This is a genomic window from Actinomadura chokoriensis, assembly GCF_039529475.1.
Classification (GTDB): Bacteria; Actinomycetota; Actinomycetes; order Streptosporangiales; family Streptosporangiaceae; genus Spirillospora; species Spirillospora bangladeshensis.
On the sequence record NZ_BAAAMW010000003.1, the window covers coordinates 306,721 to 319,520 of the forward strand.

Below are 12,800 nucleotides of genomic sequence, written 5' to 3' on the forward strand. Positions count from 1 at the left end.
ACTGTCAGGGCGTCCCTTGGAGACTTTGTGATCAGACTCTCAGCGAGCCAGGATCGAGCACCGGACGGGGGTCAGCGCTCGACCTCGCCGCGGATGAACTTCTCCACGGCCTCGTGCGCCTGGTCGTCGGTGTACTGCTCCGGGGGCGACTTCATGAAGTAGGAGGACGCCGACAGGATCGGGCCGCCGATGCCGCGGTCCTTGGCGATCTTCGCGGCGCGCACCGCGTCGATGATGACGCCGGCGGAGTTCGGGGAGTCCCAGACCTCGAGCTTGTACTCCAGGTTGAGGGGGGTGTCGCCGAAGGACTTGCCCTCCAGCCGGACGTAGGCCCACTTGCGGTCGTCCAGCCACGGCACGTGGTCGGACGGGCCGATGTGCACGTCGGCCTTCGCCATCTCGTGCGGGATCTGCGAGGTGACCGACTGCGTCTTGGAGATCTTCTTCGACTGGAGGCGCTTGCGCTCCAGCATGTTCATGAAGTCCATGTTGCCGCCGAAGTTGAGCTGGTACGTGCGCAGCAGCTCGACACCGCGGTCCTCGAAGAGGCGGGCCATGACGCGGTGCGTGATGGTCGCGCCGACCTGCGACTTGATGTCGTCGCCGACGATCGGGACGCCCGCGTCGGTGAACTTCTGGGCCCACTCGGGGTCGCTGGCGATGAACACCGGCAGCGCGTTCACGAACGCGACCTTGGCGTCGATCGCGCACTGGGCGTAGAAGCGGTCGGCCTCCTCCGAGCCCACCGGCAGGTACGACACCAGGACGTCGACCTCGGCGTCCTTCAGCACCTGCACGACGTCCACCGGCTCGGCGTCGGACTCCTCGACCATGTCGAGGTAGTACTGGCCGAGGCCGTCGAAGGTGTGGCCGCGCTGGACGGTCACGCCGGTCGGCGGGACGTCGGCGAACTTGATCGTGTTGTTCTCGCTGGCGTGGATGGCCTCGGACAGGTCCATCCCGACCTTCTTGGCGTCCACGTCGAACGCCGCGACGAACTCCACGTCGCCCACGTGGTACTCACCGAACTGCACGTGCATCAGGCCGGGGACTCGCGTGTCGAGGGCCGCGTCCTTGTAGAACTCGACACCTTGGACGAGTGAAGAGGCGCAGTTGCCCACACCCACGATGGCTACGCGCACCGAACCCATCCGGTTGCTCCTTCTCTCTTGCGGAACATGTGGTTTCACCCGCCCCCGAGGGCGCCGGGTCGCCGCTCAGCGGCCCTCGTCCCGAGGCATGTCCTGGTCAATTCGCTTAGCTGACAGTGCTTGCTGTTCCTGCTCGGCCCGCTCGCGCCCGATGAGCTCGTTGAGCCACCTGACCTCGCGCTCGACCGACTCCAGCCCGTGGTTCTGCAGCTCCAGGGTGTAGGAGTCGACCCGCTCGCGGGTCCGCGCCAATGCGGCCCGGACGCTCTCCAGCCGCTCCTCCAGCCGGCTGCGCCGGCCTTCGAGGATGCGCAGCCGGACGTCGGCGCGGGTGTGCGAGAAGAAGGCGAAGTGCACGCCGAACCCCTCGTCCTCCCACGCCGCCGGTCCGGCCTCGGTCAGGAGCCGCTGGAGGCGCTCCTTGCCGTCGGCGGTGAGCTTGTAAACGATCTTCGACCGGCGGCTCTGCAGGGCCAGGGGCGTGTTCTCCTCGGCCGAACGGTCCTCGATGATCATGCCGTCCGCGAGAAGCTGCTTCAGGCACGGATAGAGGGAGCCGTAGGAGAACGCCCGGAACATGCCCAGCAGGGCGTTGAGCCGCTTGCGCAGCTCGTAGCCGTGCATCGGGGCCTCGTGCAGCAGGCCGAGCACGGCGAGCTCCAGCACGCCCGCGCCCTTCCTGGCCGCCATCCGGTTCCCTCTTCCGCAGAAGCCGATGTCTCGATCTGATGTATCGAGTGAATGTATCGACTCGATACATCGACAAGATACGTACGGCGTCCCCTCATGGCAAGTGGACCGTCCAAACCCGGAAACACCGCGCGATCGAGCCGCGGCCGGGCGCCGCTTCGTACAGGACGGTGTGACCGCATCCAGCCGCGCCGCCGGCCCGCGCGAAGACGATCTTCAGCCGCGCGGGCGGGACGACCGCCGAGGTCGGACGCCGAATGCGGAGAATTCAGGGTGTATATGGCCGAAGTGTGCCAAAGTTGCGGCTGATACCACCCGGCCATGTCGAGCGTCCTCGGCCACGGGGCGCGGCGCCCCGGACGGCGGACGAACAAGGAGGAGCAACCCGGCCGTTTCCATCGGCGGGGGCGTTGACCGGCCCGGATGGTCTTTCGCGGTGCACGCGCTCCCCCCGCTCACCAGCCCGCACAGTACTCTTCGGACGGCGCACGAGTCGCAACAAGGGCCGGAGGGCCGCCCCAGGGCCCCTGGCAACCACCGTTGTCCCTGTTGATGAGGTCGCGTGAGTAATCCAAGCCAGCCCCGACCGGAACCCGGGTCGCACGGGCCGGGCGGGCAGCAGAACCCCCGTCCCGGCGACTCCGCACGCCCGGCCGACTCCGGCCTGCCCGGCGAGTCACAGAACTCTGGCGCCCAGGGGACACCGGACGCCGGTTTCATGGGGGGCCACGCGGTCCCGAGCGGCCCGGCCGCCCCACTGGGCGGCGCAGCACCGACGGCACCGACTCCCGCGATCCCCGCGGGCCCCGCCTCCCCCGGCCGCCACGCGACGGGCCCGGAGGGGCCCAGCGCCTGGAGCGGCCCCGGCGGATCGAGCTGGTCGGCCCCGTCGGGCGCCGGCGGAAACGCCGCGCCGGGCTCCCCCTTCACGCCCGGCGGCGGACAGTTCACGCCGGGCGCCTCCGACTCCTGGACTCCCGGCGGACAGGCCCCGTCCAGCAGCCCGGCCGCGTCCGGCGGGCAGCCCGTGCCCGGCGCGCATGCGCCGCAGGGCGGACAAGGCCCGCTCGGCGGGCAAGCCTCTCCAGGAGCCGGCCCCGGCGGTCAGGACGCACTGAGCGGATTCCCCGGAACCGGCGGGCAAGGCCCGTTGAACGGTCCCGCCGGGAGCGGTGGGCAAGGTGTTCCTGGTGCCGCCCATGGCGGGCAAGGCGCGCTGGGCGGCCCTGCCGGACCCGGTGGGCAGGCCGCCCCGGGAGCTGGGTTCGGCGGTCAGGATGCGCTGAGCGGGTTTTCCGGAACCGGCGGGCAAGGTCCGTTGAGCGGTCCTGCCGGGGGCGGTGGGCAAGGTGCTTCTGGTGCCGCCCATGGCGGGCAGGGTGCGCTGGGTGGCCCTGTTGGTAATGGTGGTCCGGGCTCGCATGGCATGGCCGGTGGCTTTGGCGGTTCTGGTGGGCAGGGCGCGGTCGGTGGACCCGGTGGATCCGGCGTCGGTGGCGGGCAAGGTGTTCCCGGGGCGTCGGGGCCTGGTGGTGCGGTCGTTCCCAGTGGGAGGGGGGCGCCCGGTGGGCCTGGGGGCGGTTTCGGGCCCGGAGGGCCGAACGCGTCTGGAATGGGCGGGATGCCCGGCGGGCCCGGTGGGCCTCGGGCGTTGAACGGGCCGGGGGTTCCTGGCGGGCCGGGCATGGGCGGTGCGCCCGGTGCGGGCGGGATGGGCAGGCCCGGACCCGGCATGGCCGGTCCTGGGATGGCCGGTGCCGGGATGGCCGGTGCCGCCGCCGGATTCGGGGCGGCCGGTGTGCCCGGGGCCGTGCCCAAGCCGGGGGTGCGGGCGAAGCTCAGCGAGCTCGGCAGGGCCGGGCAGGAGCTCGGGTCGAAGGTGACCTCGAAGTTCCAGAACAAAGGCGTGCGGGTGGCGAACCGGACCGGTGGGCCCGGCGGGCCCGCGGGACCCGGTGGGCCGGGCGGTCCCGGTGGGCCGGGCGGCCCCGGCGGTCCCGGTGGACCTGGTGGGCCTGGACGGCGGGGGGCGCCGGTGCCGCCGCAGAAGAAGGGGATGCTCGGGCACCTGCGGTCCCGGGAGACCGGCTGGCGGCGGTTCATCCCGTCCTGGAAGGTGGTGGCCGGCGTCTCCGGGCTCGGCATCGCCGCGTTCGTCACGCTGATCTGGGTCGCCTACACCAACACGCCGACCCCGGCGGAGCCGACCGTCGCTGGCGTCGAGGACCAGGCGTCGATCTTCTACTACACCGACGGCACCGAGATCGGGCGGATCGGCAAGAAGCGGCAGAGCGTCGAGCTGAAGCAGATCCCGCCGTTCGTCCAGGACGCGGTCCTGGCGGCGGAGAACCGCAGCTTCCGCACCGACCCGGGCTTCTCGATCAAGGGCACGACGCGCGCCGTGTGGGACAACCTGACCGGCGGGTCCGGCGGCGGCTCCACGATCACGCAGCAGCTCGCGAAGAACTACTACTCCGACCCGACCAACCGGACGCTGGACCGGAAGTTCAAAGAGCTGTTCATCTCGGTGAAGCTGGAGGACAAGTACTCCAAGGACGAGATCCTCAAGCTCTACCTGAACACGATCTACCTCGGCCGCGACACGTACGGGATCCAGGCGGCGTCGCGCGAGTACTTCGGCAAGAACGTCTGGCAGCTGAAGCCCGACGAGGCGGCCGTCCTCGGCGGCATCATCCAGAACCCGAACCGGGACGCGGGCGACGAGAAGAACAAGGCGTGGGTGACCGCGCGCTACCAGTACACGCTCCGGGGCATGGTCTCCATGGGCAAGCTGAGCCAGGCGGACGCCGACAAGTACATGCAGCGGCTGCCCAAGATCAGCAAGCCGGGCAGCGACAAGCAGCTGTACGGCGGCCAGCGCGGCTACATGCTGACGCGCGCGATGGAGGAGCTGCGCCGGCAGGGCATCGACCGCAAGGAGCTGACGACCGAGGGCCTGCGCGTCTACACGACGTTCGACCGCAAGCGGATGGCGATGGCCAAGCGGGCCGCGGAGAAGACCGTCCCGCAGGTGAACCCGAAGAAGCTCGCGAAGAAGAAGATCCGCGTCGGGCTCGTGTCGGTGAACTCGGCGAACGGCGAGGTCGTGGCGTTCTACGGCGGGCCGGACTACCTGGACCAGTCGTTCAACAACGTGTGGCAGGGCTCGGCGCAGGCCGGGTCGGCGATGAAGCCGTACGTGCTGGCGACGGCGCTGAAGCAGAACTACAGCCTGAAGAGCATGGTCGAGGGGCGGTCGAAGACGCCGATCGGCCCGGACGGCAGCGTGGTGTCCAAGGACGACCCGAGGGCCACGATCGTCCCGAACAGCCATGACGTCGGCCCGGCGATCAACCTGATCACGGCGACGCAGGACTCGGTGAACACCGCGTTCATCCAGCTGATGGGCAAGGTCGGCATCGAGGAAGTGATCAAGACCGAGACGGACGCCGGCATCGCGCCCGACCTGCTCGAACCGCACAAGTGCTGCCTGAACCTCGCGCTGGGCGTCAACAACATCCGCCCGGTCGAGCAGGCGGCGGGCTACGCGGTGTTCGCGAGCGGCGGCGTGTACCACCAGCCGCACGTGATCCGCGTCGTCCGGTACAGCGACAACAAGCGGGTCCGGCTCAAGCCGAAGGTCGAGACGCACCGGGTCTTCAGCCCGAAGGTCGCGGCGGACGCCACCTATGCGATGCAGCAGGTCATCAAGGCCGGTACCGCGACGGCGGCGGCGCTGCCGGACGGACGCCAGGCCGCCGGCAAGACCGGTACCACCGACCGGAACGTCTCGTCGTGGTTCGTCGGGTACGTCCCGCAGATCTCGACCGCGGTGACGATCTACAACGACGCGACCGGCCCGGACGGGAAGAAGAAGTCGGTCATCCTGCCGGGGGTCGGCCAGGTCGAGGGCGGGACGATCCCCGCCCGCATCTGGCGGTCCTACATGTCGAACGCGCTGCAGGGCATCGACGCGAAGGCGTTCCCGCCGCCCGCGTGGGGCGGGATCGTGCAGAAGTGGGCGAAGCCGCCGGAGAAGAAGAAGGACGACCGCAGGCCGCCGTGGTGCAACAACCCGATCGGCCAGCACGACCCCCGCTGCCAGGGCGGCGGCGGTGAGACCGGCGACCTCCCGCCGTGCCCGGGGCCGTTCTCCAACGGCGGCTGCGACCCGAACAAGCCGCCGAGCAACCCGCCGCCCGACTGGTGGTGCCAGATCCACCGCGGGGACCAGGCCTGCCGCGGACGCCGCGGAGGGCGGGGCTTCGAGACCGAGTCGCGGAGCCTGTCGCCACTGCTGCCGTTGGCGAGGCCCCCGGAATGACCTCCGCGACCAGCGCCGGCCCGGTCGGCGCGCCGAACCGGCGGTCCGACCGGCGGACCGCCGCCGCCACCCGTACCGTCCATGTGCCACCCGGGGGTGTGACATGAAGCATGTTCGCGAGTATCCGCATGCCAGCGGTACCGTTCGCGCGGTCCCGCCCGGCCGGAGGAAGGGCAGCCCCGCCTCATCGGCCTCCCCTGCCACGGGCGCGCAGTACGCTCGGACGACGCATAGCCGTCCCCCAGTTGATGAGGCCGCGTGAGTAACCGATACGGACCGGACTACGGAGAGAGTGCTGGCCGCCGGGGCTCCCCCCGCCCCGGCTCCGCGGGCATGCCGTCCGGCGGGCAGCGCGGCGGGCCGTCCTCCGGCTCGCCGCCTACCGGCCGGGCGGCGCGTCCCGGCTGCTGGGCCGGCGGACGGGCCGGAGGGCCCGCGCGGATGGGCGGCGCCGGCGGCGGACGCCGCCGCGGCGCCCCGACGGCATCCCGATCGGGCCCGTCCGGGCCGCCGCCGCGGCGCGGCCAGGGCGGGCAGGGCGGTCCCGGTGTTCCGGGCGGTCCAGGCGGACCGGGCGGGCGTCCCCCCGGCCCCGGAGGCCCGGGTGGCCCCGGCGGGCGCGGTCCGGGCGGCCGCGGTCCGGGCGGTCCCGGTGGCGGGGACGACTTCTGGGGCGGCGCCGAAGGGCGCGGCCGCCGCGAGAAGCGTTCCGACGACCCCGACAAGAAGACCGGCTGGCGGCGGTACGTCCCGTCCTGGAAGATCACGGTCGCGGCCGTCAGCGTGCTGATCCTCGGCATGGCGGTGCTCGTCGTCGTCGCCTACGCCAACACCCCGCTGCCGACGAAGAAGCAGCAGGACGCGCTCCGGCAGGAGTCGGTGATCACCTACGCGGACGGGTCGACCCTCGCCCGGATCGGCACCCACCGCGAGGACATAGCACTCAAGGACGTCCCGCAGTTCGTCCAGAACGCGGTGCTCGCCGCGGAGGACCGCAACTTCTGGACCGAGCCGGGCATCTCGCCGACCGGCATCGCCGGCGCGATCTTCCGCGCCGCGACCGGCGGCGAGGTCGCGGGCGCGTCGACGATCACCCAGCAGCTGGCCCGCAACTACTGGGCCAACCTCAGCCAGGACCGCACGGTCAGCCGCAAGTTCAAGGAAATCCTCATCTCCATCCGCATGGGCAAGGAGATGGACAAGAAGAAGATCCTTGAGCTGTACCTCAACACCGTCCCGTTCGGACGGCGGTCCTACGGCATCCAGGCGGCGTCCCGCGCCTACTTCCACAAGCCCGTCACCGAGATCAACGAGTCGCAGGCGGCGATGCTCGCCGCGATGATCCAGCGGCCGAACTACTTCGCCACCTACGGCCCGGCGTCCAACCCGGCCAAGCAGGCGCTGATCAACCGCTGGAACTACGTCCTGGACGGCATGGTCGAGAAGGGCTGGCTCGACCAGACCAAGCGCGGGTCGGCGAAGTTCCCGCAGACGCAGAAGAACTGGAGCGACGCCCCCGACGACCCGAACACCGGCTACCTGCAGGACCGCGTGCTCCGGGAGCTGAAGGGCCTCGGCATCGACGAGTCACAGCTGGAGACCGGCGGGTTGAAGATCACGACGACCTTCGACAAGGGGCTCCAGTCCTACACCAACAAGCTCGTCAAGCAGATGCGCAAGGAGAAGGGCCTCAAGTCCGACATCAAGTTCGGGCTCGCCGCCATCGACAACAGGACGGGCGGGGTGGTGGCCGCCTACGGCGGCGCGGACTACCGCAAGCAGCAGTTCGACAACTCGTTCCAGGGCAACGTGCAGCCCGGTTCGTCGTTCAAGCCGATCGTGCTGGCCACCGCGCTCGACCAGGGCATCAGCCTGAAGACGACGATGGACGGCCGCTACAAGCGGACGATCAACGGTGCGACGTTCACCAACGACAGCACGTCCGAGAACGGCGTCTACAACCTGAAGCAGATGACGGCGATGTCCATCAACACGGCGTACGTCGAGCTGGGGCAGAAGGTCCAGCTGACCAACGTCATCGACATGGCCAAGAAGATGGGCATCCCCAAGGAGACCGAGAACCTCAACCCGACCTACACCTCGCTGCCGCTCGGTGTCATCGACGCCAGCCCGGTCACGATGGCGTCGGTCTACTCGACGTTCGCGGCCGGCGGCAAGCACCGCCAGGCGCACGTGATCGCCAAGATCACCGACGCCCGGGGCAACCCGGTCATGAACAACGAGCACAAGTCGCTGGAGAAGCTGCCCTGGCAGAGTCCGACCACGGCCTTCTCCGAAGGCGTGGCGGCGGACGCCACCGACGCGATGCGGGCGGTCGTCACGTCCGGTACCGGTAAGGGCGCGAGCCTCGGCACCCGTCCGGTCGCCGGCAAGACCGGTACCACGGACGAGAACAAGTCCGCCTGGTTCGTCGGCTACACGCCGCAGCTGTCGACGGCGTCGGCGATGTGGCGGGAGGACAAGGCGGGCAACCGCAAGTCGCTGATCGGCGTCGGCGGATACAACCAGGTCTACGGTGGTACGGTCCCGGCCGAGCTGTTCAAGCGCTTCATGCTGAAGGCGCTGGAGGGCAAGGAGATCAGCCAGTTCCCGCCGGCGGTCAACGGCGGGCAGGTCGCCCCGTGGGCCAAGGCGAAGCCGGAGCCGAGCCCGTCCACCACGCCGAGCCCGTCGACGTCGCCGAGCTGCCGCCCGGGGCAGCAGAACCCGCAGCGGCCGGGCTGCACGCCGACGACCCCGACGACGCCGCCCTCGCCGTCGCCGCCGACGGGGGAGGGCCAGCCCTGCAACGAGATCAACATGCCGATCGGCTGCAACCCGAACCTTCCGCCGGAAGGGGACAAGAGCTGGTGGTGCGCGAAGCCCGAGCACCGCAACGACCCCGCCTGCCGGAACGAGGAGCCCGGGGGCCAGAACCAGGGCGCCTAGCGGAACGCGCACGGTGAAGGACGGCCCGGAGCCCGTGGCGGCTCCGGGCCGTTCCCGTGCGGCCGTCGCGGCGCCCTGTGATCGCGGAGTGCCCTGTGATCGCGGAGTGCCGCGGGACGAATAGTCTTGCTGTCCATGTCGTCGTCTTCTGAGAGGGTCGCGATGTCCGCCGGCAGCGACACGGCGGACCGTCCCGGCCGGCTGATGCGGCTCGCACCGGTGCTGACGGGGCTCACCGCGCTGGTGTGCCTGCTCGGCTGGCTGCAGAAGCAGCCGTGCGCGTCGGTGCGGTTCGACTTCCTCAAGACGACGGCGAACGCCTGCTACACCGACATCTACCCGCTCTACTACGTGCGCGGGCTGAGCGACGGCAAGATCCCCTACTTCGACTCGCTCCCCGGATCCGACATCCACTACGTCGAGTACCCGGTGCTCAGCGGCGGGTTCATGCAGCTCGTCGCGTGGCTCGTCCAGCCGTTCGGGGTGGACGCGCGCGGGATCGCGTTCTACAACGTGACCGCGCTGATCCTCGCCGTCCTCGCGGTCGTGGCCGTCCTCGCCGCGGCGTACGCGGCGGGACGGCGCTCGCTGCGCGTCGGGCTGATGGTGGCCCTGTCCCCCGCGCTGCTGCTCACCGCCTACATCAACTGGGACCTGCTCGCGGTCGCGCTGTCCGCGCTGGCGGTCGCCGCGTGGTCGGCGCGCCGCCCGGCGCTCGCGGGCGCGCTGCTCGGGCTGGCGATCGCCGCGAAGTTCTACCCGCTGCTGTTCCTCGGCCCGCTGGTGCTGCTGTGCGTCCGCGCCGGGCAGTGGCGCGCGATGGGACGGCTGCTCGCCGGCACGGCCGGGGCCTGGCTGGCCGTGAACCTGCCCGTGATGGTCTTCGCGTGGGACGGCTGGAAGGAGTTCTACACCTTCAGCCAGCAGCGCGGCATCGACTGGGGCTCGATCTTCTTCGTCCTGCAGGACCACGGGCTGAAGGAACCGGCGACCGACACCGGCCTGCTCAACATGCTCGGCACCGGGACGTTCCTCGTCCTCGCCGCCGGCATCGCCGTCCTCGCGCTCGCCGCGCCGCGCCGGCCGCGCCTCGCGCAGCTGCTGTTCCTGGTGCTGGTCGCGTTCATGCTGCCGAACAAGGTCTGGTCGCCGCAGTACGTGCTGTGGCTGCTGCCGCTCGCGGTGATGGCCCGGCCGAAGCTGCCCGCGTTCGTCGCGTGGCAGCTCGGGGAGATCGTCTACTTCTTCGGGATCTGGTGGTTCCTGCTGTCGGTGTCCGGCCAGACCCCGGGGCAGGACCTGTCCGGCACGGTGTCGGCGGTGCTGAGCTTCGACGCGCCGGAGGGCGGCATCAGCCAGGACGTCTACTCGCTGGCCCTGCTCGCCCGGTTCGTGACCGTGCTGCTGCTGGCGGTGCTGGTGGTGCGTGACATCGTGCGGCCGTCCGCGGACATCGTCCGCTCGGACGGCGAGGACGATCCGGCGGGCGGCTTCCTCGACGGCGCGGCCGACGTGATCTCGCTGGGACGCTGGCGCGGCGCGCGCCGCGCCGGCGTCCCGGCACCGTCCTGATCGCGTCGGTCCTAGTCGCGCAGGGCCTCGGCGAACCACTCGAACGACGGGGTCATCGCGGGCCAGACCGGCCAGCCGTTGATGATGGCGATCAGCTGCCAGTAGCGCTCCGCGCGTCGGTCGGTGCCGATCTCCGTCCGCCTCCGCAGCTCGCGCCTGAACTCGGCGCCGTCCGTCGTGCCGAAGGCGGCCGCGTAGGCGGCCACCAGCTCGTCGACGATGGGGCGGGCCGCGTCCGAGCCGGGCTCGATCCCGTCCGCGATCGCCGCCGCGACCTTCTCGCCGGTGAGCCGGCCGAGCTCCGCGGGGTCCTCGGGGTAGGTGCCCTTCTCGATGTCGGCGGCCTGGTGCTCGGCCATCCGCCGCACCGACGCCCGGAAGTCGGGGTCGCCGACCAGCTCGGCCAGCTCCACCCAGGCGTCGACCTGCTCGGGCTCGGGGTCGTCGGGCAGCTGCGGCAGCGCGGACCGCATCTTCGCCTCGAAGTCGGGGCTCAGGTCGAGTCCGGCGAACGACGCGTCGATGAAGTCGGTGATGATCCGCCGGCGCTCCTCGTCGGACAGCCGGGCGAGCTTGTGCATGAGTTCGATCTCCTCGGGGTCGGATCCGCGTTTCGCCACCGCCCGCAGCACGGCCCGGCGCAGCCTGAGCGTCCGGATCTGCACGTCCAGCGCCTCCGCGTGCGCCGCCGCGACGTCCCCGACGGCGATCTCGCGGGCCAGGACCCGCTGGATCGTGCCGAGGTCGACGCCGAGGTCGCGCAGGGTCCGGACGAGATCGAGGCGCGCTGCGGCGTCCGCGTCGTACAGCCGGTACCCGGCTTCGGTGCGGCAGGTGGGCGGCACGACACCCTCGTCGGAGTAGAACCGGATCGTCCGCACCGGAAGCCCGGTGCGCCGGGCCAGCTCCCCGATCGTGAACAAGGTGTCGCCGTCCATGCCCCTCACCCTGCGCCCTCCACCCGCTGGAGACTCAACCCCGCATTCGATCCCCACGCTCCCACGGGATCGTCCGTGGCCGGAATCTGCCCGTATTGGGGGATTTTGTGGCGACTGTCCGGGAAGTGATCGCTGCGGGCGGGGAGATGCCGGCCCCTCCGCGGACCGGGGAAACCGATCGCGGGGACGCGGGAAACTGCCGGGAGAGGACGTGGACGCGAACCAAGCACTGAACGAGCTGCTCGCGGGACGGCTGAAGCCGGGCGTCTACCAGTGGCGGACGCCTCCGGTGCCGGGCGCGGTCGGCGACACGGGCTGGACGCGGCGGGCGGAGGAGGCCGGATGGCGCGGCTTCCACCTCGACGGCCGCCGCGCCCGCGGCAAGGACGCGTTCCTGCGGCTGTGCGCCGACGTCTTCGAGATGCCGGCGCTCGCGGACGGCGGCTGGGACGACTTCGCCGACTACCTGCGCGACCTGTCGTGGGCGCCCGCGAAGAACGGCTACGTGGTGCTGTACGAGTCGTGGGCCGAACTGGCCGACACCGACCAGAAGGCGCTGCGGGTCGTCCTCGGCGTGTTCGGGGACGCGGTCAAGGCCTGGCGGGACACCCCTACCCCCATGGTCGTGCTGATGGCCGGCGTCGGGGCGGAGGTGGCGGGCGTCCCCCGGCTCGTCTGAACGGTCGGTGGGCGACGGTCGGGACGCGACGGTCAGTAGGTGCTGCCGCTGCTCGCCGCGAACATCGCGATGCCGAGGATGTAGAAGATCCAGACGATCAGCCAGCCCGCGCTCACCAGGTAGCCGAGGATCAGGCCGGTGACGGCCATGCCGTGGCCGCCCTCGCCGGTCCGCTTGATCTGGCTCAGCGAGACGTGCCCGAAGATGATCGCCAGGATGGACGTGACACCGCAGGCGAAGAAACCGATGAGCCCGCACACCAGCGACGCGGTCGCCATCCCGTTCGTCGGCGGGGCGACCGGCACCGAAGCCCCGTAGTAGTGGTGCTGCACGGCCGGGGGCTGCGAGTACGACTGGGCGTAGGGGTCCTGCTGGCCGTAGCCGTAGGGGTCGTAAGGGGGCTGTGCCATGTGCTTCCCGATCGGTTCGCGCGCCCGCCGCCGGAGAGAACGCGCGTGCGCTGGGGGCTGGGTTCCGGATTATGCCAGTGTGACGTG

The 12,800-nt window shown here is 70.9% G+C and carries 8 protein-coding genes; 4 read left to right on the plus strand and 4 right to left on the minus strand.

Going from position 1 to position 12,800, the window contains the following annotated elements; all coding sequences use genetic code 11:
• Positions 1–71: 71 nt before the first annotated feature.
• Together ABFX46_RS09405 and ABFX46_RS09410 are read right to left on the minus strand one after the other, a co-directional pair.
• Positions 72–1,151 carry an inositol-3-phosphate synthase gene (locus tag ABFX46_RS09405; protein ID WP_131944739.1) on the minus strand — a complete coding sequence of 360 codons (1,080 nt, stop codon included), beginning with the start codon at positions 1,149–1,151 and terminating at the stop codon, positions 72–74.
• Positions 1,152–1,217: 66 nt separating this feature from the next.
• Positions 1,218–1,841 (minus strand): PadR family transcriptional regulator, encoded by a 624-nt coding sequence (locus ABFX46_RS09410; RefSeq protein ID WP_163053650.1) that lies wholly within the window; start codon positions 1,839–1,841, stop codon positions 1,218–1,220.
• A gap of 2,035 nt (positions 1,842–3,876) precedes the next feature.
• On the opposite strand from ABFX46_RS09410, the gene ABFX46_RS09415 reads away from it, so the two are divergent.
• The 3 genes from ABFX46_RS09415 to ABFX46_RS09425 all read left to right on the plus strand — a co-directional run bounded on the left by ABFX46_RS09415 (position 3,877) and on the right by ABFX46_RS09425 (position 10,686).
• Complete coding sequence (locus ABFX46_RS09415) at positions 3,877–6,165, plus strand: transglycosylase domain-containing protein (RefSeq protein ID WP_346041053.1); 2,289 nt, start codon at positions 3,877–3,879, stop codon at positions 6,163–6,165.
• Positions 6,166–6,423: 258 nt separating this feature from the next.
• Positions 6,424–9,114 carry a transglycosylase domain-containing protein gene (locus tag ABFX46_RS09420; protein WP_346041054.1) on the plus strand — a complete coding sequence of 897 codons (2,691 nt, stop codon included), beginning with the start codon at positions 6,424–6,426 and terminating at the stop codon, positions 9,112–9,114.
• Between the two features lie 135 nt (positions 9,115–9,249).
• Positions 9,250–10,686: a glycosyltransferase family 87 protein gene (locus ABFX46_RS09425; RefSeq protein ID WP_346041056.1), complete on the plus strand. Its 1,437-nt coding sequence runs from the start codon at positions 9,250–9,252 to the stop codon at positions 10,684–10,686.
• A gap of 11 nt (positions 10,687–10,697) precedes the next feature.
• Here ABFX46_RS09425 and ABFX46_RS09430 read toward each other — a convergent pair whose 3' ends face one another.
• Positions 10,698–11,624 carry a MerR family transcriptional regulator gene (locus tag ABFX46_RS09430; protein WP_346041058.1) on the minus strand — a complete coding sequence of 309 codons (927 nt, stop codon included), beginning with the start codon at positions 11,622–11,624 and terminating at the stop codon, positions 10,698–10,700.
• Between the two features lie 211 nt (positions 11,625–11,835).
• Here ABFX46_RS09430 and ABFX46_RS09435 point away from each other — a divergent pair, with 211 nt between their 5' ends.
• The gene (locus ABFX46_RS09435; RefSeq protein WP_346041060.1) at positions 11,836–12,303 is read left to right on the plus strand and encodes a barstar family protein; all 468 of its coding nucleotides are present in this window, start codon (positions 11,836–11,838) and stop codon (positions 12,301–12,303) included.
• 32 nt (positions 12,304–12,335) lie between these two features.
• On the opposite strand, the gene ABFX46_RS09440 is transcribed toward ABFX46_RS09435, so the two are convergent.
• On the minus strand, positions 12,336–12,713 hold the full coding sequence (locus ABFX46_RS09440; protein WP_346041062.1) for a DUF4190 domain-containing protein: 378 nt from the start codon (positions 12,711–12,713) through the stop codon (positions 12,336–12,338).
• Positions 12,714–12,800: the final 87 nt, after the last annotated feature.